This window comes from Sphingobium sp. TomTYG73 (assembly GCF_055394245.1).
This window is the reverse complement of the sequence record NZ_AP027339.1, coordinates 1,641,411-1,666,100: the sequence shown is the minus strand read 5'-3', so window position 1 is coordinate 1,666,100 and position 24,690 is coordinate 1,641,411. Positions and strand designations below refer to the sequence as shown.

The 24,690-nt window shown below is 57.8% G+C and carries 23 protein-coding genes, 1 tRNA gene and 2 pseudogenes; 7 read left to right on the top strand and 19 right to left on the bottom strand.

What is annotated here, in order from left to right; all coding sequences use genetic code 11:
• Positions 1-5 precede the first annotated feature (5 nt).
• The 3 genes from ACZ5TH_RS08400 to ACZ5TH_RS08390 all read left to right on the top strand — a co-directional run bounded on the left by ACZ5TH_RS08400 (position 6) and on the right by ACZ5TH_RS08390 (position 2,125).
• Positions 6-854 (top strand): cytochrome c1, encoded by an 849-nt coding sequence (locus tag ACZ5TH_RS08400; RefSeq protein WP_449473784.1) that lies wholly within the window; start codon positions 6-8, stop codon positions 852-854.
• Between the two features lie 81 nt (positions 855-935).
• Positions 936-1,472: an adenine phosphoribosyltransferase gene (locus ACZ5TH_RS08395; RefSeq protein WP_464793597.1), complete on the top strand. Its 537-nt coding sequence runs from the start codon at positions 936-938 to the stop codon at positions 1,470-1,472.
• A 71-nt stretch (positions 1,473-1,543) separates the two neighbouring features.
• Positions 1,544-2,125, top strand: a complete 582-nt coding sequence (locus ACZ5TH_RS08390) for a 5'-methylthioadenosine/S-adenosylhomocysteine nucleosidase (protein ID WP_464793596.1) — start codon at positions 1,544-1,546, stop codon at positions 2,123-2,125.
• Between the two features lie 530 nt (positions 2,126-2,655).
• Here ACZ5TH_RS08390 and ACZ5TH_RS08385 read toward each other — a convergent pair.
• Genes ACZ5TH_RS08385 through ACZ5TH_RS08375 form a run of 3 tightly spaced genes read right to left on the bottom strand, consistent with a single transcriptional unit; the run spans position 2,656 to position 6,688 of the window.
• Positions 2,656-4,521: a glycosyltransferase family 2 protein gene (locus ACZ5TH_RS08385; protein ID WP_464793595.1), complete on the bottom strand. Its 1,866-nt coding sequence runs from the start codon at positions 4,519-4,521 to the stop codon at positions 2,656-2,658.
• 24 nt (positions 4,522-4,545) lie between these two features.
• Positions 4,546-6,069, bottom strand: a complete 1,524-nt coding sequence (locus tag ACZ5TH_RS08380; protein WP_464793594.1) for an N-acetylneuraminate synthase family protein — start codon at positions 6,067-6,069, stop codon at positions 4,546-4,548.
• Complete coding sequence (locus ACZ5TH_RS08375; RefSeq protein ID WP_464793593.1) at positions 5,984-6,688, bottom strand: inositol monophosphatase family protein; 705 nt, start codon at positions 6,686-6,688, stop codon at positions 5,984-5,986. The genes ACZ5TH_RS08380 and ACZ5TH_RS08375 overlap by 86 nt, the downstream gene beginning before the upstream one ends.
• A gap of 89 nt (positions 6,689-6,777) precedes the next feature.
• Between ACZ5TH_RS08375 and ACZ5TH_RS08370 the strand changes: the two genes are divergently transcribed.
• Both ACZ5TH_RS08370 and ACZ5TH_RS08365 read left to right on the top strand, forming a co-directional pair.
• Complete coding sequence (locus ACZ5TH_RS08370) at positions 6,778-6,981, top strand: hypothetical protein (RefSeq protein ID WP_464793592.1); 204 nt, start codon at positions 6,778-6,780, stop codon at positions 6,979-6,981.
• Between the two features lie 273 nt (positions 6,982-7,254).
• Positions 7,255-7,812 (top strand): CatB-related O-acetyltransferase, encoded by a 558-nt coding sequence (locus ACZ5TH_RS08365; RefSeq protein ID WP_464793591.1) that lies wholly within the window; start codon positions 7,255-7,257, stop codon positions 7,810-7,812.
• 127 nt (positions 7,813-7,939) lie between these two features.
• On the opposite strand, the gene ACZ5TH_RS08360 is transcribed toward ACZ5TH_RS08365, so the two are convergent.
• The 16 genes and pseudogenes from ACZ5TH_RS08360 to trbL form a co-directional block, all read right to left on the bottom strand.
• On the bottom strand, positions 7,940-9,109 hold the full coding sequence (locus ACZ5TH_RS08360; RefSeq protein WP_464793590.1) for an AbfB domain-containing protein: 1,170 nt from the start codon (positions 9,107-9,109) through the stop codon (positions 7,940-7,942).
• 10 nt (positions 9,110-9,119) lie between these two features.
• Positions 9,120-9,851 (bottom strand): acylneuraminate cytidylyltransferase family protein, encoded by a 732-nt coding sequence (locus ACZ5TH_RS08355; protein WP_464793589.1) that lies wholly within the window; start codon positions 9,849-9,851, stop codon positions 9,120-9,122.
• 73 nt (positions 9,852-9,924) lie between these two features.
• Positions 9,925-11,082 (bottom strand): polysaccharide biosynthesis/export family protein, encoded by a 1,158-nt coding sequence (locus tag ACZ5TH_RS08350; protein WP_464793588.1) that lies wholly within the window; start codon positions 11,080-11,082, stop codon positions 9,925-9,927.
• On the bottom strand, positions 11,067-12,725 hold the full coding sequence (locus ACZ5TH_RS08345; RefSeq protein ID WP_464793587.1) for a glycosyltransferase family 2 protein: 1,659 nt from the start codon (positions 12,723-12,725) through the stop codon (positions 11,067-11,069). The genes ACZ5TH_RS08350 and ACZ5TH_RS08345 overlap by 16 nt, the downstream gene beginning before the upstream one ends.
• A gap of 25 nt (positions 12,726-12,750) precedes the next feature.
• Positions 12,751-13,860 carry a UDP-galactopyranose mutase gene (gene glf, locus ACZ5TH_RS08340; protein WP_464795080.1) on the bottom strand — a complete coding sequence of 370 codons (1,110 nt, stop codon included), beginning with the start codon at positions 13,858-13,860 and terminating at the stop codon, positions 12,751-12,753.
• Between the two features lie 28 nt (positions 13,861-13,888).
• The gene (locus tag ACZ5TH_RS08335; protein WP_464793586.1) at positions 13,889-14,467 is read right to left on the bottom strand and encodes an ABC transporter ATP-binding protein; all 579 of its coding nucleotides are present in this window, start codon (positions 14,465-14,467) and stop codon (positions 13,889-13,891) included.
• Between the two features lie 74 nt (positions 14,468-14,541).
• Positions 14,542-15,351 (bottom strand): ABC transporter permease, encoded by an 810-nt coding sequence (locus ACZ5TH_RS08330; protein ID WP_464793585.1) that lies wholly within the window; start codon positions 15,349-15,351, stop codon positions 14,542-14,544.
• Entirely contained in the window at positions 15,351-16,241 is an 891-nt protein-coding gene (locus ACZ5TH_RS08325; RefSeq protein WP_464793584.1) for a KpsE/RkpR family capsule polysaccharide export protein, read from the bottom strand. The genes ACZ5TH_RS08330 and ACZ5TH_RS08325 overlap by 1 nt, the downstream gene beginning before the upstream one ends.
• A gap of 676 nt (positions 16,242-16,917) precedes the next feature.
• A tRNA-Gly gene (locus ACZ5TH_RS08320) sits at positions 16,918-16,991 on the bottom strand.
• Between the two features lie 237 nt (positions 16,992-17,228).
• Entirely contained in the window at positions 17,229-17,612 is a 384-nt protein-coding gene (locus ACZ5TH_RS08315; RefSeq protein WP_464793583.1) for a hypothetical protein, read from the bottom strand.
• A gap of 670 nt (positions 17,613-18,282) precedes the next feature.
• Positions 18,283-18,513 (bottom strand): DUF2274 domain-containing protein, encoded by a 231-nt coding sequence (locus tag ACZ5TH_RS08310; RefSeq protein WP_464793582.1) that lies wholly within the window; start codon positions 18,511-18,513, stop codon positions 18,283-18,285.
• 2 nt (positions 18,514-18,515) lie between these two features.
• Entirely contained in the window at positions 18,516-18,866 is a 351-nt protein-coding gene (locus ACZ5TH_RS08305; RefSeq protein ID WP_464793581.1) for a TraB/TrbI/VirB10 family type IV secretion system protein, read from the bottom strand.
• 58 nt (positions 18,867-18,924) lie between these two features.
• Positions 18,925-19,107, bottom strand: a pseudogene (locus ACZ5TH_RS08300) (TrbI/VirB10 family protein); the annotation flags it as partial.
• Between the two features lie 602 nt (positions 19,108-19,709).
• Entirely contained in the window at positions 19,710-20,558 is an 849-nt protein-coding gene (trbG, locus tag ACZ5TH_RS08295) for a P-type conjugative transfer protein TrbG (protein ID WP_464793580.1), read from the bottom strand.
• A complete protein-coding gene (trbF, locus tag ACZ5TH_RS08290; RefSeq protein WP_464793579.1) occupies positions 20,555-21,355 on the bottom strand; it encodes a conjugal transfer protein TrbF in 801 nt (266 codons plus the stop codon). The genes trbG and trbF overlap by 4 nt, the downstream gene beginning before the upstream one ends.
• A 3-nt stretch (positions 21,356-21,358) precedes the next feature.
• A pseudogene (gene trbL, locus ACZ5TH_RS08285) lies at positions 21,359-22,570 on the bottom strand (P-type conjugative transfer protein TrbL); the annotation flags it as partial.
• On the opposite strand from trbL, the gene ACZ5TH_RS08280 reads away from it, so the two are divergent.
• On the top strand, positions 22,558-23,166 hold the full coding sequence (locus ACZ5TH_RS08280; RefSeq protein ID WP_464793578.1) for a hypothetical protein: 609 nt from the start codon (positions 22,558-22,560) through the stop codon (positions 23,164-23,166). The pseudogene trbL and the gene ACZ5TH_RS08280 overlap by 13 nt on opposite strands.
• Positions 23,167-23,296: 130 nt before the next feature.
• Complete coding sequence (locus ACZ5TH_RS08275; RefSeq protein WP_464793577.1) at positions 23,297-24,685, top strand: diguanylate cyclase domain-containing protein; 1,389 nt, start codon at positions 23,297-23,299, stop codon at positions 24,683-24,685.
• Positions 24,686-24,690 lie beyond the last annotated feature (5 nt).

The following is a 24,690-nucleotide window of genomic DNA, read 5'->3' as shown; positions in this document are numbered from 1 at the left end:
TCAACATGGTTCGCATCGGCGCATTTCTCGTCGGCCTCTTCTTTGCTGGCTGGCTGCTGATCTCCTTCCTTGTGGGCGCTGTGGCCTATGTCTCCGAACCGCCCGCTGCGACGGTGGAGCATGAATTCCACAAGCATCCCAAGGAAGTGGACTTCTCCTTCAACGGCCCGTTCGGCAAGTTCGATCAGCCCCAGCTGCAGCGCGGCTTCCAGGTGTTCAAGGAAGTTTGCTCGGCCTGCCACAGCCTGAAGTTCGTCGCTTTCCGCGACCTCAAGGGCATCGGCTACAACGAGGCGGAGATCAAGGCGATCGCCAAGCAGTGGGCGATCAAGACGCCTGACGTTGATCCCAAGACGGGTGAAATGTCGACGCGTGCTCCGGTTCCGGCGGATTACTTCCCCAAGCCCTTCGCCAATAATGTCGCGGCGATGGCGGCGAACAACAATGCGATCCCGCCAGATCTGTCGCTGATGACCAAGGCGCGCCATGAGGGCTCGGCCTATGTCTACTCGCTGCTGACTGGTTTCCAGAACCAGCCTGCCGAGCTGCTGAAGCACTTCCCGGATGCCAAGACGCCGCAGGGGCTGCACTACAACCCCTATTTCGCCAACCTGAACCTCGCCATGGCCCCGCCGCTGACGGCTGACGGTCAGGTGACCTATGGCGACGGCACCAAGGCGACCGTTGACCAGATGGCGAAGGACGTTTCGGCCTTCCTGACCTGGACGGCAGAGCCCAAGCTTGAGAACCGCCGCCGCGCGGGTCTGGCGACCATCGTCTTCCTGCTGATCGCAACGGCGCTGGCCTACATGTCCTACCAGAATATCTGGGCCGACAAGAAAAAGGCCGCCTGACCGCCTTTCGGCCAAGGGAATGAATAGGGAAGGGGCGCGGCGTCATGATGACACCGCGCCCCTTTTTCATTGGGAGTTTACATGGATCTAGATGAACTCGCCGCGCTGGTCCGGACCATTCCCGACTTCCCCAAGCCGGGCATCCTGTTCCGCGACATCACCACGCTGCTGGCCGATGCGGAAGGCTTCTCGGCGCTCGTTGGCAACCTCGCGGCGATCGCCCGGCCGCTCGACGCGGACATCGTCGTTGGCATCGAGGCGCGCGGTTTCGTGCTTGGATCGGCACTCGCTCACGCGCTCGGTCTCGGCTTCGTTCCGATCCGCAAGTCGGGCAAGCTACCCGGCAAGACCGTCGGCATCGACTATGTGCTCGAATATGGCACCGACCGCCTCGAATTGCATGAAGGACAGATAGGGCAGGGCGCCCGGGTCCTATTGGTCGATGACCTTATCGCCACCGGCGGCACCGCCCTCGCCGCCGCAGAGCTCCTCCGCGAACAAGGCGCCACCTTGCTCCTGGCCCTCTTCGCCATCGACCTCCCGGACCTCGGCGGCCGCTCCGCCCTCGAAGCCGACGGCATCGCCACCGCCGCCCTCCTCAAATTCCCCGGCAATTAACGGTTTCCTTCATGAATTTCCCCCGCCAACCAAATTGCGAGCTAATCGCCGGAAAGCGCATCCTCTTCCTAATGGCGATAGAGGATGAATATGGCCCACATCTGCGTTCCCGCTTCACGCCGCTGATGACGGGCGTCGGTCCCGTCGAAGCCGCGATCACAACCACCTTGGCGCTTCAGCACCTTCACCAGCATGATGCTCTGCCTGACCTTGTTGTGTCACTGGGCTCAGCTGGCTCCCGCGCCTGTCAGTTGGGGGAGGTCTATCAGGTCGCGAGCGTATCCTGGCGCGACATGGACGCCTCCCGCCTTGGTTTCGCAAAGGGAGTGACTCCGTTCATAGATCACCCCGTCGATCTACCGTTGCACGCACCTCTCGACATTCCCGCGGCGCGCCTTTCAACCGGCGCAAACATCGTAGGCGGCGAGGAATATGCACTGATTGACGCCGATATGGTCGATATGGAAACCTTCGCCATCACCCGAGCCTGCCAGCGCTTCACTGTTCCCCTGATGGGACTGCGCGGCATATCCGACGGCCCAGGAGAACTGAACGATATGCTCGGTTGGACACAACTCCTCGCATCGCTAGACGAGCGGCTGGCGGTAACAGTTGATTTACTGGCCGATACGTTGAACCAGGTGAGCATCTAATTTCGCAAAAAGATGGCAGAGACATGCGAAGCCCACCAGTCATTCGCTGAATCGAACGTCAGTGTTGGGCGTGCCAGACCGATTTGGCAACACCTGCGATGTCAAAGCGGCGGGTGCGAGGAAATTCTGACCGTGAATTCAATGCAATAAAGTGGCGGCCAGGAGCGCCTGCCCGGAATTTGCCCAACTTTGTCGCTGCCATCGCTCCCACACCTTCAGGATCGCATCCGGGCCACGGAAGGTCAAGCGCGCACTTGGCCTGAGAATTTGCAGTTTGACCGGTTCGGCTGATTGTTATCGTTCAGACGAAGAGTCCCGCTCCATTTTGATGCTTTGATGGGATAGCAAAGTGCAAGGGAGCCTTGTTCCCTTGCACGTTGGCCGACGATCCCGGCTGAGGTTCTCCGCCGGATTGACCCGGCCGCGATTTTCAGTTGAGGAATTCGACCGGCAGCTCAAGGGTAGCGACTTGGACATAGAGGGAGTTCGATTGAATTGCGGCCGCATCTGTTGCGGTCGGCATACGCTTGTCACGCGGCAGATAAATCTCGTTCGTTGGCACCGCGAGCATCGACTATTTTGAACCGTCTCTCCCACGCATCCTGGGTGGTCATGGACTGGCAACTCCTGCGGTAGGCTTCTTTTTGTGCCGCATAGTTGTCGAGCAACTGCTTCATCACGATCTTGAATCGCCGTCGATTGGCAAAATAACGCGCCTTGTCGATCCGGCAAATATAGCCTGTCCGAGAACCCGCGTCGAAAGTCGCTGACCAGCGGCGTCGGAAGCTGTCCCGGGGGTTAGCACGCACGTCGAGCGGAAAGAGAACGCCTTTGGAATAAAATAATTTCTCTGGAAGAATATGCCCGTTGAAGCTCAGTTTGCGCCAAAGGGCGCGCCACTTGCCTTTATTGCGCTTGGGCGAATGGGCAGCTGTATCGCTTACGGAAAATTCCAGGGGGGTGATGAGCTTTTCCTGGACGGTAAGCGCTGCCAGGTCAGCCCTGCGCTGCGTCATATCTAGATTATCTTCCCAGAACCGCTCGCCTTTCAGGACATCTTCCATCGCCATCAACAGAGCTTCCGCCGATTCATAATGATAGGCATCGTTGAATCGATCAAAATAGCCTCGCATCATATCTTGTAAATCGGCTTTGCTCAATTCAAGCCGCTCGAACATCAAATGCGCCACCAGATGATAGCGCATGTCCAGATAAACCGTCATCGGCGACTGCTTGGCGAAGAAATCCTCCTGGTGGCTAGCGATCCCCGGCACATTTAAAATGCTGAAATTGTTCGCCAGTGAAAAACATACGTCATCGCCACGCACGAAGAAGGGGAATGGCCATGATCTGACCGCCGCGATGGGAAAAGCGAAATACCACCACCCCCCATAGCGGTTCTCCCCGGAAGCAATTTGCGTGGTGCCGACGACATCTTCGAACCTACGCAAGTCGCTCCCGTTGTGAATTGGCCTGCACCGCTGGTTGAAGACTGCGCTGGCTTCCCACAGCCGCCATTTGTGCGACTCCGTGATCATGGATCCGCTGATCGCGAGCCTCGGCTCGGCGCTGTAGCGCAGGATCGCCATCGTTCGTCGCAGCGTTTCTGGGAAGAAAACGGCGTCATCATCCATGAACAGAATGTGCGAGGATGTCCCACCCTTTACCGTTTCCAAAAGGCCGCGTGTAAATCCGCCAGCACCGCCATAGTTGCTGTTCTTGATAACCTGGCCATTGGAAAAACCAATGCTATCAGTGTCTCCACCATTGTCTATGACAAGTAGATTGAAATCATCGCGCAGATCGGCATTTGCCGCGAAGTAATCCTCTAGGCGCCGCGATGTTCTTTGGACTGCCTCATTTCGCCTGAAGGTTGTGATTACGCCGGTCATTTTGACCCTGCTGCGTACAGGACCCGTGACGACATAATCGATCGACCTGATGGTCACATCATCGACCGCGACGAAGCGCGCGTAGATCAGTCCTTCGAGAGGGATCTGCGGGACCTCCACGATTTTTGTCGTGCCATCGGCATCGAAGACCCTGTGGTAAATATGCTGCCAGCTTTTGTTTTGACGCACCAACACCAGTTCGAAGATGCATTTACCCTGCGCCTCTACGTGGACCTCCAATCTGTTGGAGGGCTGAAGGTCGAAAGCATAGGCCGGGAAGGCATTGAAATAGCTGTCGAACCGTATTTCTGCGCCACGAAAAGCGTAAAAATTGCCGGCCGCCTCATCATATCCTGCCAAACCCAGACGGTGGTAAAACAGGTCCGGTTCGCAATTGATGACTGCGTCAGGCGTGATGAGCCGCTGCGCGACATGGCCCCGCTCCTGGAGTGCGTTAAAGCCAGAATCTCTAGTCACGTTCTTCTCCGCGATGGCCGATGGCACCGACGATGTTAATATGGAAGTCTGTCACTTCCGATATTTATGATGTTCACTGTCGTTCACGACCTTCTTGTCGGAACCCATGATCATTTCCGTTTCACGGATATGACTGACATATTCGCGGAATGCGCTGGTCGTAAGATCGACTGCGACGGCGTCAAAATGCGCCCATTCGGTATTGCCCAGCTTAACATGCTTTTCCAGCATCCGCGCACCAGCTGCGACGGCCAATGCGGACGCCTTCCAGCCGTGGTCATGGCTGGAATAACCAGGCACGATCAGCGGGTTCTGCTTGGACAAGTTATGATAGTGACGGACAACCCCGATGTGGCAGTGTTCAAGCGGTGTCGGATAGGCTGAATTGCACTGGAGCAGATAAATGCGTTCGCAATTGCCGAATGTATCAGTGACAAATTTCTCATAGCTCTCGTCTGTCATTCCAGTCGAGAGGATAACCGATCCCCTGTAGTTCTTGGCGACGAAGTTTAGATAGTCGCGATGCTCGGAAATGGTCGATGGGAGCTTCACCATCGGAACACCGATATCCATCATCACGTGAAATGATGGTTCATCGAGCACGGATGCAAACCATCCAATTCCAAGATCACGGCACAGCGTATCTACAAATGAAAAGTCATCCTTGCTCAATTCCAGCTGATGGCGATAATCCCGGAATGTCTTTCCGAATGGAGAAGCGTAGGGCGCAGAAAGTTGTTCAGGCGTGTAGAAACTCTCCACGTCCCGCTTCTGGAGCTTGATATAGGTCGCGCCTGCAGCCTTGCTCGCGCGGATCATCTTCTCTAGGCGAAAGCGATCACCAAAATGGTTAGTGGTCAACTCTGCCACAATATCGACGCTGGCGTCCCCGGCAACGGCACTTTGCGACGGATGGCCATTGAGCTGTTCGGCAGTCAACGCGCTGAAGGAACGGTTGCCTACATGTCGAACATCCAGATCGCTGTCGCGCAGGGTATAGAGGGCATTGATGAAATAATATTCCTGCGTCGAAATCTTCAGTGAGCGCTCATTGGAACGGTCATGAACATAGTCGGGGGAAAGGGCCTTGCTCTGGCCCATGTCGGCATTGAAATCGAAGCCGAGCATATAGACGGTCTGCGGCCGTCCGCGAACCTGAGCGATCAGACGGGACAGTTTGAGCGCTGTGACGAAGAGTATTTCCTCGATTTCGAGGCCGTCGGTCATCATCCGCTGCATGAGCAATTCAGATGATTCCTGCGTTAGCTGAATCAGCGGAGCATGAACGACCGTCTTGTCGCCCGCGCGAAAATCCCGCTGAGCGGTCAAGTACAGGCGCGAGCGGAAGCCAGATTGTTTCAGTGCCTCTTCAACCCAGTCGCCATGGAAGATGGTGATGTCGGCCGGGGCTATCCGCTCGGCGTCATTGATACCGATAACCAGAGAATTGGCGTAAACATGCGGATCGATGAGATCGACCGACGGCCCCTTACCCAGGATGTGGATCGTATCGGTGGCGTATGTCGACGCGATATTTTCGATGAGGTTCAAGAAATTGCCCGAGATAGTCTGCATCATTCACCCTAACTGAACAGCCATGTTCCAGCGCCAGCATCACGCCTGGCAAAAGATCCCAGGCATAGGCGCCCTTGGGATTGATGAAGCGTGCGAAGCTTCCCCGGATAACGTTGAAGAGATTATAGACAGCGCAACCCGTCACCCGATATTCGATTGCATCCCGGATACCATCGGCGATCTCCTCATTAAAGGAGGAAGAAAATCCAGTGATTCGCGAATGCAGCTTGGTGCAGGGGTCGCCCGTCATGATATGTTCGCCAAGTTCCGGCATCATCAGCAGGCTGCCCTGATGGATTCCGTCCTTCCAGACGCCTAGCGAAACGCCCCATTCCTTAAGGCCAGAGCAGAAATTTTCCGTGCCATCGATGGGGTCCAGGAGAACGAAATAGCCGGGCTGTTCCGCAGCCTGAAAATCATAGCTTTCCTCGCCTACAAAAGTGAGGCCTGGCAGGCGCGCCTTCAGGAAAGCGTGAAGGTTGGCCTCTATATACTGGTCCGCTTCTGTAACCGGGCTTTGATCGGCCTTATACTGGATGCGGTAGCGCCGCTCCGTGATCTCTGGCATCATAGCCATGACCATCAACCGACACTCGTCGAGCAACGCTCTGATATCCATGGGAGCCCTTTTGCTTTCGTGCCTGATCATCGACCGAGGGTGCCTAACCACTGCGGGATGCAGGGTCAACGCAAAGGTGATGCGCTGGCTTGCTTGGGCTGACGTTTTTGACGCAAAGCTTTCACATGCAAGATGGTCCCGACATCGCCAGCGCGGAAGGCATTAAGGCCTCTTATTATAAGACTCGCGCGCAAGCTTTGGAAAACAAGCTTGGCGCTCTCGCTCAGATCGTCGCGTTGCGGGCCAGCATCCTGGCCGCTGACATCCGGGCCGGAACTTTATCTTTTCTGTAGGACCGGCATGATGAGATTTGTAGAGGGAATATATTTGCCCGCAGGAGGTGGCATGGCGATTAAATATCCATTCAGATTTTCTTGGAGCAACCAAATTGAAGAAAATTTCAAAGAAAAATCAATATACTTAGGTCATCAATAATAGAATTGAAGGTGTCTTTAAAGCAGGCGAGAAGCTTATGATTCGCCAACCAATCATTGTTGAACCTTATGCTACTATGCCTCGCCGAAATTTCATTTCAATTTCAGCCTTTTCATACTCTATTTCGGCAATTGGGCAAGATTACCAAGGTTGGCAGATATTGTTCCATTGCTAAAGGAGTGGAAAAGCTCGGCATTGCTCACCCTGTAGATAGAATTACAACTCATCTGATTTCGTTTCGGCAATATTATGCCCGGGGAATTGAGCAGTCTCTTGGTCGATGTGGAGCGCCAGCGCCGTTCACAGCGGAGGGTGGCCCCGTTACTGTCGGTAATGATGTATGGATAGGCCAGAATGTTCTTATCCAGCAGGGTATAAAAATCGGCGATGGTGCTATCGTTGCTGCAGGTTCGGTGGTGACAAAAGATGTGCCACCATTCGCTGTCGTAGGCGGTGTCCCTGCTAGAGTAATCAAGTACAGGCTCACGGAGGATGTAAGAACGAGAGCAGTGAAACTTCGATGGTGGCAATTCTCTCCAGATCAATTTGCACATCTTCAAATGGATAAGCCAAGTGAATTTTTAGATGGCATCGAAAAAATGATCGATGAAGGTGTTATAAAATTCGCGCCAGATACAATAGATATAGCAGAAATGATTGATTCAATTATTAATAGTAAAACGAAATAGTTTCGTTGTTTATAGGAAATAAATCCATGTCATGCGAACTGGAGAAATCTCGTGGATGAGATAATGCTGATCTTCCCGGTCAATGTGCATCGACGCATTCTCTTCCATTGAAGGCGCCTGCTGAGCTTCAGTATCCGTCATCGGCCAGCATTGATCCGCCAACTGCATGTTTCATTTCAGCGATTTGTTTCAGTATCATGTTATTGGCTATGCGTGGTGCTGCGCGATGTCGGTCTTCATAGACGCGGAATGATGAGAAGTACGGACTAAAGACACCATTCATTGAGCGTAGCTTGTAGCCACTGAATTCATCCAGCGCCGTAATATATTTGTCTTTCGCGTTGACCGACCGGAACGAGGCCCATCCCTGCCTCCCAAAAGCAGGTTCAATGTACCACGTAGAATCCTTCCCGAATTGAGATGATCCATCATCTCTATCAAGAAAAACAATGTTATTCTTGTGGCGAATATATCGCGCACCGTCCTCCGTTACGAGGCGATAACCACCATTCTGAGCGACCAGTCGTATCAGACCGGTTCCCAGCACCACGAAATGACCATCTACATTGCGATCAAAATCGGTACGCACGGCGGAAATTTTGGTCTTTGCTAAGGACGTCTTCTCCAACGCGAAGACAACACCGCCTGGTGAGGCGTTGAAGGTTCTGACGCCTCTTTTTAGCGCAAGTGCAGCCGTTTTTTCGTGGAGATGATACATGTGGGATGGATGGGCCGCGGCGTATTTTTTCTCGTTTCCGAAAATATGCGTGCTTGGAAAGCTCGCCATCGCGCCGTCAAGGCCGAGAACGTATACATTCTTGAAGCCAAGGTAAGTTGCAAACGGAATGGCAAGATCAGTGATTACAGACCCAGCAAAATGGACCATGGAAAATTGATCGTCAAAGCTGTCGATTGTCAGAACGTCGCGAGTTAGACCGCTTCCATAATCTATATAATCTATGTCGTGATAAGCGTTGAGATTGCCGATCGTGTCCGACCTTCGTTCGGCGATCTGCTTGACCGTGATGAGCTTGATCTGCGTCCTCAACCAGTTTTCATAGTCATATCGGCGGTTATCCACCATACAGATGACATCAGGAACCACATCTGTTCGAAGGATGTAGTTCGTTCCGATAACGAATTCATCCGTCAGACCTTCTGGAGCGACTTTTGCCAAGCTTGGGCCAAGTCCAATAATGAAACATCTATCTTGGCTTAGAATTTTTCCTTTGACTTTGTCATCAAAGCCGAAGCGTTGCACCCGCGCTTCGCGCGGATCGCTGTAGCTGGGGAACATTCTTGCTTCCTTATATGTCCTGAAATTTTGCCGACGCATATTCTGACATTCGAGGCGGCGGAATGCGGTTTTCCTTTATCCAGCGTTCAGTCTTGCCGATGTCCTCCATGCTGTGCACATCCAAACATCCTTCCGTAATGTAAGGCCTGATCCGGCTTCCCATACACGGCCAAGGGCCTTGCCCATCGGGATCGCATACAGCTGACCGGCCGCGAACAACCCAAAAGCTATGATCGAAGAACACTGCCCGTGGAAGCTCCTGCCTGTTGGCTGATGCTGGACCCGGCACAAACGGTTCTAACGTCCCATCTTCTCGAACTCTCTTCGATCGCATCGGGTGATATTCCGGCATCTCATGGCTGGGAACTACGGCTGACAGTTCTTTGTTTTTCAGCAAAATGTCGATGCAATCGTCGATCATCGTTTCACTGATAGTGCCGACATTCGCATGTTGTACTATTAGGACATCGACAGGGCAGCCATCTGCTTCTATTATTTCGAGCGCATGCCTGACGGCATCGCAACTTTGCGCCGTAGCGGACGCTAGTGCCTCGGGACGCCGTATTTCCTTGTACCCCATTCGCGCTGCTGTTTGCAAAATCGCGTCGTCATCGCTCGAAATATAGTAGTCATTGACGTAGCGGCTTCGCCTCGCAGCCCCAGCCCCCCAATGGAGCAGAGGGTGGCCGTGAACGGGCAGGATGTTCTTGTTCGCGAGAGAGCTTCCCCCCCGTCCGATCATGAGAGCGCATATTCTCATTCAAACTGATCCTTGATTCACTTTATTGATTACCACGATCGTCCATCCAAACCGATCAAAACGACCGACTGACCGCCATCACCGGCAGCACGGTCGATGCGATAATCCCGAAGAAGCGTTGAAACTCGGCCACAGGCGAATTGGACACGTACAGCACGTCCCGGTCCTTCATGGCAAAACGCTGCATTGCGAAATAGGTCGCCGGATCCTTCATGTCGATGCGGTAGATGACGGGAATGCGCCCCTGTTCGTCCTTTGCCGCGTTCATCGCACCGCCGGGAACGGAGCGAGGGTCGGCCCAGCGGAACAGGAATACACCCTTCGGATCGGCGCGCCGGTCCTCAAGTCCGGCTACGCGTCCCAATGCCTGTGACAGGGTGATGCCGCGCGCCTCGAAATTGACTTCCTGATTGCGACCGGCTGCGCCCAACGCGGTGAAGCTGAAGGGCTGGAACACCGCCGTCACGACGTCGCCCGCCTGCAGCACGACATTCTCCCGCGGATTGGCGATGATGTCGGACAGTGGCATGCTTTCCACCTGGGTTCCGCGCGTCAACTGGATCATCACCTTGTCGACCGGTTGCTTGGTGCCACCAGCGCGGGCGATGGCGTCCAGAAGCCTTTCTCCCCTTGGTGTTAACGGCATGAGCGAGTTGGTGGCGACTTCGCCGACGACCGTCACCTGAGTCGATGTGTTTTGTGCAAGGCGCACGGTAACCTGTGGCATATGCGCCTTGCCCGACAGCCGCCTGACAATCTCGCGCTCGATTTCCGGCAGAGTACGGTCCTCGACGTGGATGCGGCCCGCATAGGGCACGGTGATATCGCCTGTCGGCCCAACCTGCATTTCGGGAAGGACAGTGGTGTTCGCCACCCCCAGCGACGTCGTGCTGCCGAGGTTCGTCCCGAACAGCGCGGCGGGCGGCGCTTCCCAGATAAGTACTGACAAGATGTCGCCCTTGCCGATCTGTTGCCCTGTCGGCTGTGCTTGAGGCATGTCGTCGGCGAAGCTGGTGCGAACCTCCTGCGCATGGATTTGCCGCGCCACTTGATCGGTGACGTCGATGACGCGGACCCCCTGAATGGTGCCGTCGCCTTCGATCTTTGCGATGCGGCCCTTGCCGGGGCCGACCGAGGTATCGAAACCCGCGCAGCCGGAGAGCAACGCGAGCGAAGCGACGGAGACCAGGGCATTGGCTAAATAGGATCGCATGATTTTACACTCGTCGCTTGAATCTGTTGGGAAGGAGCAATGCCGTCATCTGGATCACTTGCAAAGCCCCTGTCGTGCGAAGGCGCGTTCCCGGGCGAAGATATCGACAGGTAATCACGCCAGAAACCCGCGCTGGAAAGCCGATTGATCGCGTCGGGATTGGACCGGCGGCGCAAGCGCAGCGTAGCGATGGCTGAAAGCGCTCGGGCGGAAAGGGCAATGATGCTTTGCCAGCGGTGGCCTAGAACCATGCGCTCCAGCAGTGCCGAATGATCCTCACCGGACCAGCGTGCCAGATGGGAAGCGCCCTTGTTGAAAGCCTCCACGCCCTCCACGATGGCGCGCGCCCGCGCATAATCGCGCGCCCTGATTGAGTTGGTGAAGCTGCCCCAGGCCGAACGCGCCAATCGACGCCGGGAAAACAGGCCATGCACTTCATTCAGGAACAGCATGTTGCGGCGATCATAAAAGGCCTGCCACGGCTGAACTTTGGGTTGGAAGGGAAGGTGCCAAACCGCAACGCCGGCCCATACGGTCGTTGGGAAGCCAGCACGGGACAGGCGAAAGCCGAACTCGACATCGTCGCCCCGGATGAATAGCGGCAGGGGCAGGCCGCATTGTCTGACTGCCTCGACCGGGAAGGCGAAACACCACCATCCGTTGAAATCCGGCTTGTGATTAAGGGCCACGAAATCGCGCCCGACGTCCGTGGTCACATCATCGCACTCATCAGGTGGGGCGATATTGATGATGGCGGGCCGGCCGGGATTGATCCGGTCCCCGCAGGTGAAGAGCCTGGTCGGCGCGTGGATGTCCAGCATCGCGCCGCCGATGCAATGCCGCTCCCCGACATAGGCAAGGATTGTGGCGATCCGGGCCAGCAGCAATGGCTGCGCCTTTATGTCATCGTCCATCAACAGGATGTGCGTGACCTGCAGATCGTCCAGACTTTCGATGATGCCGCGGGTAAAACCGCCAGCGCCGCCGAAATTGGGCTGATCGATAAAGGTGATCGGCGTTTGAAAGCCGTCCCCCGGCGCTATCCTGTGTGCAAGGCCCGAAGCCGCCTGGTTAACTACGAACAGCCGATGCAGGAAAGCGGGTGCTTCGGATATCTGCGCGAGATTATCGGCGAGCATGGCTTCCTGGTTGAAGGTGCAGATCACCCCAGCGATCCGGATTTCGCGGGCAGGGGCTGTGGCGGCGCTCCAGCCCAGGTCATGCAGTTGCGCCCCCCCCGCCAGGTGGAGAACGGCTATGAGGTAGCTTGCGTCTTCTTCGCTACTCGGCTGTTGCAGGACGATCGGAATCGCGATCGGCTGCGCCTGACCTTCGCAATCCACCTCGGCAAGGGTCTGCTCCTCACCGGTTTGCGCGTTTCTGCGCCGCACTTCGATCCGCGCTGCGCCCGTCAGAGTGGCTGTGAAGGCAATTTCAGTGAGACTGGTGTAACGGCGCCAGTAGCTCTCGGGAAAGATGTCGAACAGCCGATCGAGCCGCAAGGTTGTGGTGCCTCTGGCCCGGACTGCGCCGCTGTTCAGGGTAGCGGCGGTTGTCGCCTCATAAGAAAGCTGTTCCAGCCCGTCGAGAAGGGCGAAGAGCGGGAAGGAAAAGCGGCCAGTCGAATTTGGCGATTCGGTCATCTTGCCTCAACCCATCGAAGTGCCTTCAGGCTGCAGCGCGCTTTTGAAGATAAGCGGTGGCCGCGTCCAGCGCCAGATCGATGGTCACATCCATGTCGAGGTACTGAAAGGTGCCCAGGCGCCCGGCGAAAGTGACATTCTTCAACTGGGCTGCACGTTCCTGATAGGCCTTCAGCAGGTCGACGCCACCCACCAGATTGACGGGATAATAGGGTATGTCGTCCGGCCCACAGGCGCGGCTATATTCCCGGAAAGCGACGGTCTTTTCCATCTGGTCGGCTTCCCAAGGCGCGAAATGCTTGTGTTCGGCGATCCGCGTATAGGGGATATCGCTGTCGGGGTAGTTCATGACTGCTGTGCCCTGATAGTCGCCGTCCGCGCGGACCATTTCGAAATCCAGCGTGCGATAGGCCAAGCGACCCAGATCGAAGTTGAAATAGCGGTCGATCGGGCCGGAATAGAATATATGTTCGAAATCCTCGGTCAAATCCTCAAAGCGGCAGTTGGTATGCAACTCGATCAGCGGATGGTCGAGAATCTTCTCCACAATCCGGGTGTAACCATACTGCGGCATGCCCTGGAACCGGTGGTTGAAATAGTTGTCGTCATAGTTGAAGCGCAAGGGCAGGCGCTTGAGTATAGAAGCGGGCAGCGCCGACGGTTCTATTTCCCATTGCTTGCGCGTATAGCCTGCCAAAAACGCCTCATACAGTTCTTCACCGACGAATTTCATCCCCTGTTCCTCGAAGGTCTGGGGATCTTCTATGTCCGTGCGCGCCTTCGCCGCGACAAAGGCGCGCGCTTCAGCTGGCGACATGGCCGTGCCGAAAAACTGATTGATGGTATGCAGGTTGATCGGCAGGGAATAAACCTTGCCCCGCACTGTTGTCTTCACGCGGTTCACATAAGGCTTGAACTCGCCGAAGCGGCGCACATAATCCCACACTCGCTCGCTGTCCGTATGGAAGATATGCGGGCCATAGCGGTGGATCATGACACCCGATTCCGCGTCGCGTTCGGTGTGGCAATTGCCCGCGATATGGGATCGTTCATCGACGATCAGCGAAGCGATACCCGCCTCTGCCAATTCGCGGCCGATGACAGCGCCGGTGAAGCCCGCGCCAACGATGCACACTCTGGACAAATTCCGTTCTCCGTTCAATTCAGGCCATCATTGCCTTATGCGTGGCAATGGCTTCGTCTACATCGTCAAAGCGCTGAAGCCGGCCATCATTCATCAGATAGGCGCGGCTGCAATTTTGCTGGATGTATTTCATATTGTGCGAGACGATGATCATCGCCTTGTGCGCCCGCTTGACGAACAGTTCCTCGCGGCTCTTGGCGTTGAACTTCGCGTCGCCCACCGCCATGACCTCATCGATCAGCAGGCAATCGAAATCGATCGCCATGGAAATCGCGAAAGCAAGCCGGGCCTTCATGCCCGACGAATAAATCCTGATAGGTTGGTCGAGAAAGTCGCCCAGTTCGGAAAATTCTTTTACGAACGGCAGTTTCTCGGCGGGATCCTGCCCATAGATGCGGCAGATGAAGCGCAGATTATCGCGGCCCGTAAGTCCCGACTGGAAGCCGCCCGAAAAGGCGATGGGCCAGGAAATGCTCATCGTGCGGGTTATGGATCCCGTGGTTGGCTTCTCGCCCCCGCCGATCAGACGAATGAGCGTGGACTTGCCCGCGCCGTTGCGCCCGATGATGCCGACCTTTTCTCCCATGTCGACCGTCATGTCGATGCCCTTGAGAACCTGGATGGGCCCTCGAAGCGATGGATATCTTTTCGTTACCTGGTCCAGAACGATCATTAGCTCAGCCTGTGTTCAACCGTCAGATTGCTCAGGCCCAGGCCTGTGATGGACAATCCCAGGCACCAGCTGACCAGATAGGACAGGTCGTAATGGGCCACGAAATGCGATCCAAAGAAGCCGTCACGCAGCATTTCATTGGCGTGAACTAGGGGGATGTAGAGAACAATCTCCTTAAAGCCGTGAGGCAGGGCATCGACTAGGAACATCGCGCCTGAAAGGGGATAAAGAATGTAGATCAGAGGCGGCCAGAATTTGGTGACAAGCGTGGTCAGTTCCGAGAGCGCGCCCAATGTGAGGGACATGCTCATGGCGAACCATGCAAACAGACCCCAGGCGAAGACCACCTTCAATATATCCTCCGGCGGCGAGATCTGGTTTGAGAACAGCAGGAAGAGCACGCATAGCAGGGCGAAGGAGGTGGTGGTGCCTGCCACTTCAAGCAGCATGCGCGCCAGATAGATGTCCAGCATCTTGACTGGACGGTGCCGTAGCAGCGCTCTGTTGGGTTCGATCGCATCGATGCATCGCCGCGACATGTTGCGCCAGAGCTGGATGCCGGAATAGCCGATGATCACGAAGGCGACGATCGGAATATCCGACAATTGGTGCAGTCCTCGCGCGGTCCATAGGCCGGCGACGATGACCGTAATCATCATGGGTTCGGCGAAGAGCCAGAGAAAACCGATGTTCCGGCGACCATAGCGGGTGAGCATTTCCCGCATGAGCAGCGCGCCGATAACGCGGCGCTGGACAATCAACTGCTCGTAAAAACTGTGGCCCAGGCCCGGTGGAGCAGGGGCGACCATCAGCTCTGATGTTCCCTGACGCCAGCCAAGAGGAGCGAGAGTATGCCCCAGGCGATGAGGCCGACGACGAATGTGGCAATAATGCCGCGCAACCGCCGTGGTTCAAGAGCGCTGTCCGGTCGGTTGGGATTGACGATGCGCTCGACATAGACCTGCTTGCGGCGCGCTTCATTCCGGGCTTCCTGCAAGGATGCCATGGCGCCCGCCAATTGCCGTTCGGCAAAACTGTTTTCAAGTTGCAGACGCTGATATTCCACTGCGGCGGCGGCCAAGGATCTATTGTCCCCGGCCACGCGCCCGGTCTGTTCGTAAATCTCTTCGCTCAGGATGCGCGCGCGCTTTTCCAGAACCGGAATTTGCGGGTTCTCCGGAGTGAATGCGCGCAGCTGGATCAACTGGCTTTTCACGGTGATCAGTTCATCCTGCAGCTTCGACACCATCTGCAGCTGGATCGCTGCCTGTTGCTGCGGATCGACTACGCCCTGCTTGTTGCGATAGGCGGCAAGGGCGAGCGAAGCAGTGCGTGCCTGCTGCTTGGCAGCATCCACTTCTGCCTGCGCATATTTGATAAGATCTTCCCGGCCTCGCGTATTGAGGCGGTTCACCATGTCCTCGGCCAGTTGCAACAGGCGGCTGTTAAGCCTCAATGCGTCCTCGCTGCTGTAGGCGCGAACCACCAGGGTGCTGATCGCTGATCGGGAGTCGGAAGTGACCTGGACACGGTTGGTATAATATTTGAACAGCTTCTCGAATGACCCGTCCCATCCCCACGGATTGAAGCGGTCGAAGATGGATATGCCTGGCGCGGTATAGGCAGCGGTGACCGCGTCATCCTTGTTCAACTGCTGCAAAGCCGACCGTGAAATTATATAATCGTTTGTCGCATACACTTCGTCATTGGCGTTATTGAAGCCCGCTGATTGAAGCAGCAAACCCACGCCGTCGCTGGCAGCCTGCTTGGACGCTTTTACTACGAAGCGTGATTCAGATATATAGACGTTCGAGGCAAATATTCCGAAATATAGTATTGATAATATTGTCGGAATAACAACTACGGCAAGAAATAATGCGTTTTTCTTGCGAAATATGTTAGGCATAATTTTCTACTTGCTGGTAGCCACGCGTGACGATCCGTGCACGTAAAGCTGCCTTCTGGCGATGTCTACTGATTTTTGTCGCGCATACGCCTGCGGTGTTTCCGCAATCATGACAGATTGACCGCGCGGATCACGGCGCCCGTTCCAGCATCGCGAACCGAGTCTACTTGCTCATTTTTCCAATGATAATCGAGCTGCTGCATTTCAACAGAATCTAACCCAAAATCCGGGTGGAATTGGGCGACTTCCTGCGCAGATGGCAGGCGCTCAGGATGGTGCCGTGTCACAGCGGTTCGGCATGCCCCTGAGGAAGATGTCGTGATCGGCCGCTTGCGCCACGCCTGAGCGATGGTTCCTTGAGCACGCGGGTCGACCTCAGTTAGCGCCGCAGCATCACTTCATGTTCAATGACGAGATGGGCTTTAGCGTCGAGGTCGCTCGGAGCGGTGCCGAACTTTTTTGCCGAGGGTGGAGCGGGTAGCGGGGATCGAACCCGCATCACAAGCTTGGAAGGCTAGTGCTCTACCATTGAGCTATACCCGCCCGTCAGGAGCCAGCGCCTTTGCCATCGTTCTGGGGGCTGCGTCAATAGTTTGGTTCCACGCTTGTCTGCATGATTGTACAAGAGGCTGAGCTTCGCTCCATTTGCCGCGCCGTGCATTCAGGTTGTTCCTTGGCAAAGTTCAGCAACTCCGCGTGTCCTGTTCCGTTAGGAGCGCGTCATTCGTGCATCCAGCATTCGTCAACAGAACCGGTCAGGGAACCTTGGAGGTAGAAATGTCAGGGTCGCTTGTGCGCGACTGCCGCTCTTTTCCTTTTTTGATCCCGGAACATCGCGCGAAGCAATTTGCCTTTCGATACAGGTGGGATGTCAAGATATTTCGGGGCGTTGTCGAAGAACCAGTTCATCGCTTCTTGCTCGGCTGCAGCGTAGCCGGTGCCCTGTTCACTTTCTTGAAGTTCGTTGTGTTCCCTGAATGCGGTTTCCAAATGCCTCAGTAGCGATTCTTCCGCTGCTTCCATTAGTATGCGTTCAGCGCTCTCACGATGAGCCCGGAAATGTTTCGCAGCCGCCTCTAGGTTGCCTGCGGCTGGATCAATGCCAAAAGCGATCAGGAGGTTGTGCGCTGCGATCTCATCCGTGCCGATGTTGAGCTTCTCCATGCCGTTCTCCTGAAGCACCATTGCCCCGCTGCAGCCACGGGGGACGTTCCCTTATACACCATGCGGGCGCGCCTTTCCCGAGTTGATTCCCGAAGGTGCCCCACGCGAAACAAATAGGAGGCCGACTTGGGTTGTCGCGCAAATGAACGTCGGCGTGTCATCGCGTTGAGTGCTGGAGCACCGACCATCAGCTCATCGCGCAGTTGGCTCATGTTCGGGCATCAGTGCGACGTAGCATCTCGGTCACTCTTTCGTGAACCGAACTCCTTGATGCGGAGGTGCTTACAGACTTGCGCCACTCGACCTTGGATGCCGTCTTCTCCACGGCGGCGGCTGGAAAGCAGCTTACTCTTTCCAATAGTAGCTGATATTGCGCCTCCGTCGCGGACCTGGCCACAAAGGTGAATGTAGGGCACCCGGTACTTTTCGAACGTCCGCCGCATCCATTTTGCTGGCTCCGCGCTCGTCATGCTGAGCCGTGAAAGGATGTCGTTCGGGGTTAAGAGAGCGGCCCCTTCGCTGATAGCTGGACGATGCTTTCGCGCCTCGTCACGGTCTGCATCGATTTGGCTCCGATGCCCAAGGTGCGGAAGTGCAGGTTTCTGTGAGGACACGCGATCGACGGGCGATGCCGTCCGCACACCACCAGGCGGCATTACTATTTCGTCCTTCATCCTTTCTCTCGTAACCCGGCGTCTCGGGCTTTGATGAAGTTGCGATCGCTGTCCAGGAAGGCAGTCAGCATTGCGGGGATGAGTTCGACGACCGGTTCCTCTATGCCATAGGTCTGCGCGTAGATCGCGGCATAGTCGCGCAGGGCATTCTGCAGGTCCGGCGTTATGGTGATCGCCAGTTTGACCGGCGTCCTGTCGGGCAGCTTGGGCAATTTAAGCTCTGCCATGCCTATCCTCCTGTCGATCCGCGCCAGGGCGCGAGGATGAGATCGCGGCTGACCAGGAGGCGTACCGGCGTTCCGGGGCGCACCGTGATCGTCGGCTGGATGTCGAGGTTGCGCGATGTGATCTGGTCACGGGCGCGCGACACGCTCTGCTGGGTCGCTTCCCGGATCGCCTCGACAAGGTCGCTTTCGTCGGCGATCGTCAGTTCCGAGCCAACGCCAAGAAGCGTTGCGATCGCTACGCCCTTGAGCAGAGACCAGCTGTGGAAGTCGACCTTGTCGGCAAGCCCCGCATATCCAGCCGCGTCGGTTGCCGGAAAATTGTCGAGGCGGAGCGAACTTCCATCCGGCAGCATTGAGCCGCTGCCAGATCACGAGCGCGCGTCGCTGGCCGAAGGCGACGACATTGTCATATTTTCCGACAAGGCGCGCGCCCTGCGGTACGAGCAGGGTCTGGCCGGTCACGCTGTCGAACACATTCTGCGTCACTTGCGCCGTGACGAGTCCTGGAATGTCGGAGTTCAGCCCGGTGATCAGGCTACCTGGAATGATGCTTCCCGCGGCCAGGAGATAGGGTGATGCTGGAGGTGCCAGCATGGATGTGTTCAGGTCGCTGCTAGTGGCGGGACGTTCCGCGAACGCCGCCTTTCGATCCTGCCGGGCTGGCGACGTCCCGGCATCCGGTGCAACGACGGCGGTCGAGATCGCAGGAGTCTCGGCCGCGCGGTCCACCGTTTTCGTCTGGACGAGAATGCCGGCCTCCCGGGCTGCTTTCAGTTCCGCGAGCTTCGCCAGCCTTTCGGCTTCCGCAGCGTCTGCGCTCGATCGACCGCTGCCCGACGTGTCCACGGCCTCAAGATGCTGTTGCTGCGCCCGCAGGATGGGTCGCCCGAGGTCACCCGGCAGCGGCGGCCCAAGCCTTGGAACATCGCCATATTCTGCTGGAAGGCCGGACAGCGCATCGCCGGGATTAGCCGATGGCTTGGAAAGCTCACTCTCCTGGGCCACTTGCCGGAATACCTGGGGCTTGAGGGCCAGCCACGCGATGCCCATCAGGCTGGCCGACCCCAGGGCCGCTATGCCTATGATGGCGCCGCGGCGGAATCGGATCGCTTTAATCGGTTGCGCTCGCAGGACCAGGGTCTCCGGGTCGACCTTTGCCTGGGGCGGATGCGACTGGACAGGCTTATCGGCGGCTGTCATGCCCCCCTCCGACGCTTCTGGCCACCCAGTCGGACGATCCGCACGATCTCCTGCTTCTTGAGGCCGAGCCGCAGTTCCGCCGTGCCGAACAGCCGGTCGACGACATAATAGCGGTCGCGCAGGCGGTAGTTGACGAGTTCTGCCTTTCCGTCCGGCCCAAGGAGGAAGATCGGCGGGGCATCGCCCTGGGCCAGCGCGGCAGGAAATTCGATGTAGGTCTGGCGTCCATCGTCAAAGGCGCGCAATGGCCGCCACAACGGCCGGTCGCCCGAGATCGCATATTCGAAGTTCAACCGAGCTATATCGAGGCCGGAGGCGACAGGGGCTGCGGCGCGCGCAGCATCTGCCTGCCGCTTCAAAGCGATGAGGTCATCCTGCGGGTAGGTCCAGCTTATGCCTGCCATCGCCGTCGCGGCCGTGCTGGTAAGGCGCAGATGATAGGTCCGGCGGCTGGTCGTGATGACAAGGTTGGTCGTCAGCCCGGCGGAGAAGGGCTTCACGAGGATGTGCGTGCGCTTGGCTTCCTTGTCCCCGCTGCCCTCTCCTCCGGAAGTGGTGTCGCCGATCACCCAGCGCGTCGTGTCGCCGCTGGCGACCGCGACTAGTGTCTCGCCGGGCTGCAAGGCAATGTCCGTAACGGAACCCGGCGCCGCATAGGCCTGGAAGAGGACGCCGACGGCGAAGGGATAGACTTGGATCGCATTGACGAACCCCTTGGCCGCCGGCTCAGCCGTCGCCGTGCGGTTGGCCGAGGCGACGCCCTGCAGAGGTGACGAGACCGTCTGCGCATCGGCCTGCGGGGCGATAAGGATGATGGCGGATAGGAGGATGGAACGGGTCTTCATGGATGGGACTCCTGGCTGTTCTGGATGGCTGGTCCGGCCAATGTTGGCGCGAGTGGCGCATAACGAGATTGGCCGGACCGGAGAGGTGGTTGTGGCGGCGCAGGCCGGGTTTCGCCGTCGAGTTCGCGGCTCCAGTCGATCGCATCGACATAGATGCCGAGCGGGTTTCTTCGCAGCATGTCGGCATTGGCGGGCGCCTTGGTCGTAATCGTCAGGATCGCGGTCCAGCGGCTAGTCCCGGACTGCGCGCCCCTCTCGTAAACACTCTCGGTCCATTTGACCTGGAACGACTTGTCGGAGGCACGCACGACGCTGGTGACCTGGACCGACACGGTTCGCTCGCCGACCTGGGCGAAGGGGGACGCGGCCCGGGCATATTCGCCGAGAAACTGCGCGCCCCGCCTGGTTGCAAAATCATAGGCGTCGAGCCAGCCGCGCCGCATCAGTACTGGGTCGAGCGACACCGAGCGGATGTTGGTGATGAAGCGGGCAAGGTGCCAGGCGACCTGCGGGTCGGACGGCCGATAGTCGACATTGGCGGCCTGCACCGCGCGAGCCTCGCCGAGCCGGTCGACCTCGACGACATAGGGGACGACCCGGCTCTGCAGCGACTGCCAGGCAAGGGCCGCCGAGGTGCCTGTAGCCAGGAACAGGCCGCCAAATGCCATCAGCCGCCAGCTGCGCGCCTGGACGCGAGCCGATCCGATCCGTTCGTCCCAAAGCTGGCCGGCGCGGTGATAGGGCGTTCCGGGTGGCGGCGTGCGCCCATAGCGCTGCATGCTTCGCTTGAAGAACATGGTTTAGTCGTTCCTTTCCTTGATGTCGGGCATGGCGGAGCCGCCGCCGCGGTCGCCCTGGCTAATGGCGTGGACGGCAAGCTGGCGGCGATGGTGACTGGTCTGCTCGGCGCGCATCGCGACCGCCCAGGCGGGCGCGCCAGTCTCCCCGCCGCCGCTCGCCGGCGACGGAGAGTCCTTGCTATTGAGTGCATTCCAAGCCGCCTGCCGCCCGCTCGACAGGGCTTCGCCAAGGCCGAGTGCGCTGCTGATGCGGGCGCGCGCGGCATTGCCTGCGGCCTGCGCCACGCCGGAGAGGCCAGCGCCGACCGTAGACTTGCCCGCTTGTTCCTGGCCAAGCTGGTAAGCGGTGGAGGCGGCCGAGCCCATTGCCGTGCCGGAGCGGACGGCGCCAAGCGCACCGCCACCGGCGAGGCGCGCTCCGCCAGCGGCTGCGCCGCCAGCCATCATCGCCATGCCTCCCGCACCCATGGTCGTGCCGATGGCGGCGCCAGCGCCGAGCTGCGGTGCCCCGGATACAAGGCCTGATGCGATCGACGGCCCGAAGATACCGAGCCCCAGCAGCGAGAGGCTGGCGAGTACGAGGCTCATGGCCTGCCCGACATCGGGCTCCTGGCCCTGGAGGGCATCGGTGAACTCGGTGAAGAAGTTGGAGCCGATACCGACGATGACGGCGAGCATCATCACCTTGATGCCGGAGCTCACCACATTGCCAAGCACGCGCTCGGCAAGGAAGCTGGTCCGGTTCCAGAGCGCGAACGGCACGAGGATGAAACCCGCAAGGCTCGTCAGCTTGAACTCGAGGATGCAGATGAACATCTGAACGGCGAGGATGAAGAAGGCGACGATCACCAGTGCCCAGGCGAACAGCAGCACCATGATCGTCAGGAAGTTGTCGAAGAAGGTTGTAAACCCGACCATCTCGCTCGCCTGGTGGAGCAGCGGCCAGGCTGCCGCGAAGCCGGTGCCTGCGAGCCGTCCGGGCTTCAGCAGGTCGTCGGCCGAGAGCGTGCCGCCGCCGGCGGTCAGCCCGGCCTGCGCGAACGAGCGGAAGATGATGTCGGCCAGCGTGGAAAAGCTGTTCAGGATAAACGCGAATGCGCCGACATAGAGGATTTTCTTGAGGAAGCGGCCGATGACATTGTCCTCGCCACCCATCGCCCAGAACAGCCCAGCGAGCGTTATGTCGATACCGATCAGCGTTGCCGTCAGGAACGCGCAACGACGAAGTGCGCGAAAGCGTCGAACTGTCGCGGGGCGAGGCGCTGTTCGACGAGCGCCGCCGTGCCGTGCTGGACCTGCTCGGCTTCTCCCCCGAGAAGCCGACTGTCATCGGCGGCAACGGCGATGCTGCTTGGGAGGCACGTGACACCCAGCAGGGCGTTGCCGGCGTATTTCTGCGCCTGATCGCGCTGCCGGACCCGGCGCTCATGGACGTGATCGCGGTGGTGATGGGCGAGACATTGGCGGCGGGCAGCGCCGCCGTCGAGGCGCTCTTTTCCCTGCTGCGCGACCGTGAACTGCTGGGCCATATGGTCGCTGAGGTCGCGGGCGAGACGGTCGCGACAGCCAATGGCCAAGAGAAGGTCAAGACCTTGAAGCAGATCATTGCCGACCATCTGTCGGGGGCGGATGGGCGCGCCAAGGTCGAGCGCTGGGTGCCGCGCTGGATGGCTTTTCCACCGAGCGCCTACACCGAACGGGGTGGGGTGGGCACAGTTGCGGCCCATGGCAAAGTCGTTGCCGCACGCGATCTTGTTGCCACGACAACAGCCGATGCGGGCGGGGAGTCGTTCGCAGATGCCGCATAAAGCTGTAGGGCGGGAGGTGCGAACCTTCCGCCCGCCAACGGGCCAAAAATCGCGCGTCGCGTGGGTGATATCGGAACGAGCCGGGAGGCTGGCGGGGGTGGAGCATGGAACCAGTTTGCCAGCGCCATTAGTGACTGGCGGATTTGGATTTGGTCCGACTGCGTCATTGTCGCTAAAGAAGATAAAAGCTCAAAAAAATGGGCTGATCCGTCAAGCGGGTTTTGACATTTTTAACGGCTTTGGAGTGTTGGGGGGTGAGGCCTTCTTTTGCCGGGAGCAGGATTTGACACGGTTTACGATGATGCCAGACTGGATGGTGAAGATGAGAAGAGGGGTCCTGGCATTCTCCAACCGGCTCATGACCCTGCCAATCCCGGATGCTGTCTACTGCGAACTCGTGCAGTCCCTCTTCGCCATGCGCCTGCCCATCGCCGGCATGGGTGTCCTGTTCGGCGTGGCGGGAACAACAATTTTCATAGAACATCGCGATGCCACGATCGGGCTTATAACCGCGATTGCAGTGGTAGTGACAATCGCGCGCCTGGCCCTCATCACCGCCTATCAGCGGGAGGCATGTGGAACGACCCTGACCATCGAACGCGTGAAACAATGGGAACGGCGTTATGCAGCAGGAAGTTACATTTTCGCCGGACTGCTGGGCGCGCTTAGCGCGACAGTCCTTGGTACACACACTCCGCTCAACCATCTTGTCGCCGTCAGCCTGATTTTTACTTTTGGCGCGGGGCTTGTCTCACGGATAGGCGGCAGACCACGCATTTGCGTGACCAGCCTACTACTTGCGACTGTCCCAACTGTCGTCGCCCTGGCCTTGCACGCTCGAGTTGGCGACGCGGGCGCCATGCATGCAGAATATTTCGTCATTGAGGCGCTATTGGTCAGCGCAGTGACTTTGCTCAGCCTTGAGTCAGTGCGTCATCTGTATCGATCGGACGTTGAGCATCTCACGACAAAGCATGATCTGGCTAACCTTGTGCGGCAGGACGCGCTGACCGGACTGCCTAATCGGCTGCTCCTGAGAGAGCGTTTCCAGAACAGCATGAGCACCGCAGCGTTCGAGAACAGTCAACTCGCCGTCCATTTCCTCGATCTTGACGGCTTTAAGCTGATCAACGACCGCTACGGCCACCCCATGGGTGATGCCGTTTTGCGTGAGGTTTCCATCAGGCTGCGTTCAATCGTTCGCTCAGTGGACACGGTCGCGCGCATCGGCGGTGACGAATTCATCGTCGTCCAGGAAGGCGTTCAGCATGAGAGCGAAGCAGAGATGCTGGGCCGCCGTATTATCAGACAACTCAGTGAGCCCTATCTGCTGATGGACGAGCAGATCCGGATTTCCGTGAGCGTCGGCATTGCGATGGCGCCCCGTCACGGGCTCGATCTTGAGCATCTGACAGCCTGTGCGGACGCCGCGCTCTACCGCTCCAAACGTGGCGGCAAGGCCCAGTTATATTTCTGTACGCCAGAGGACGTGTCTAATGCTGGGCGGGCGGTGGCGTAGAAAAA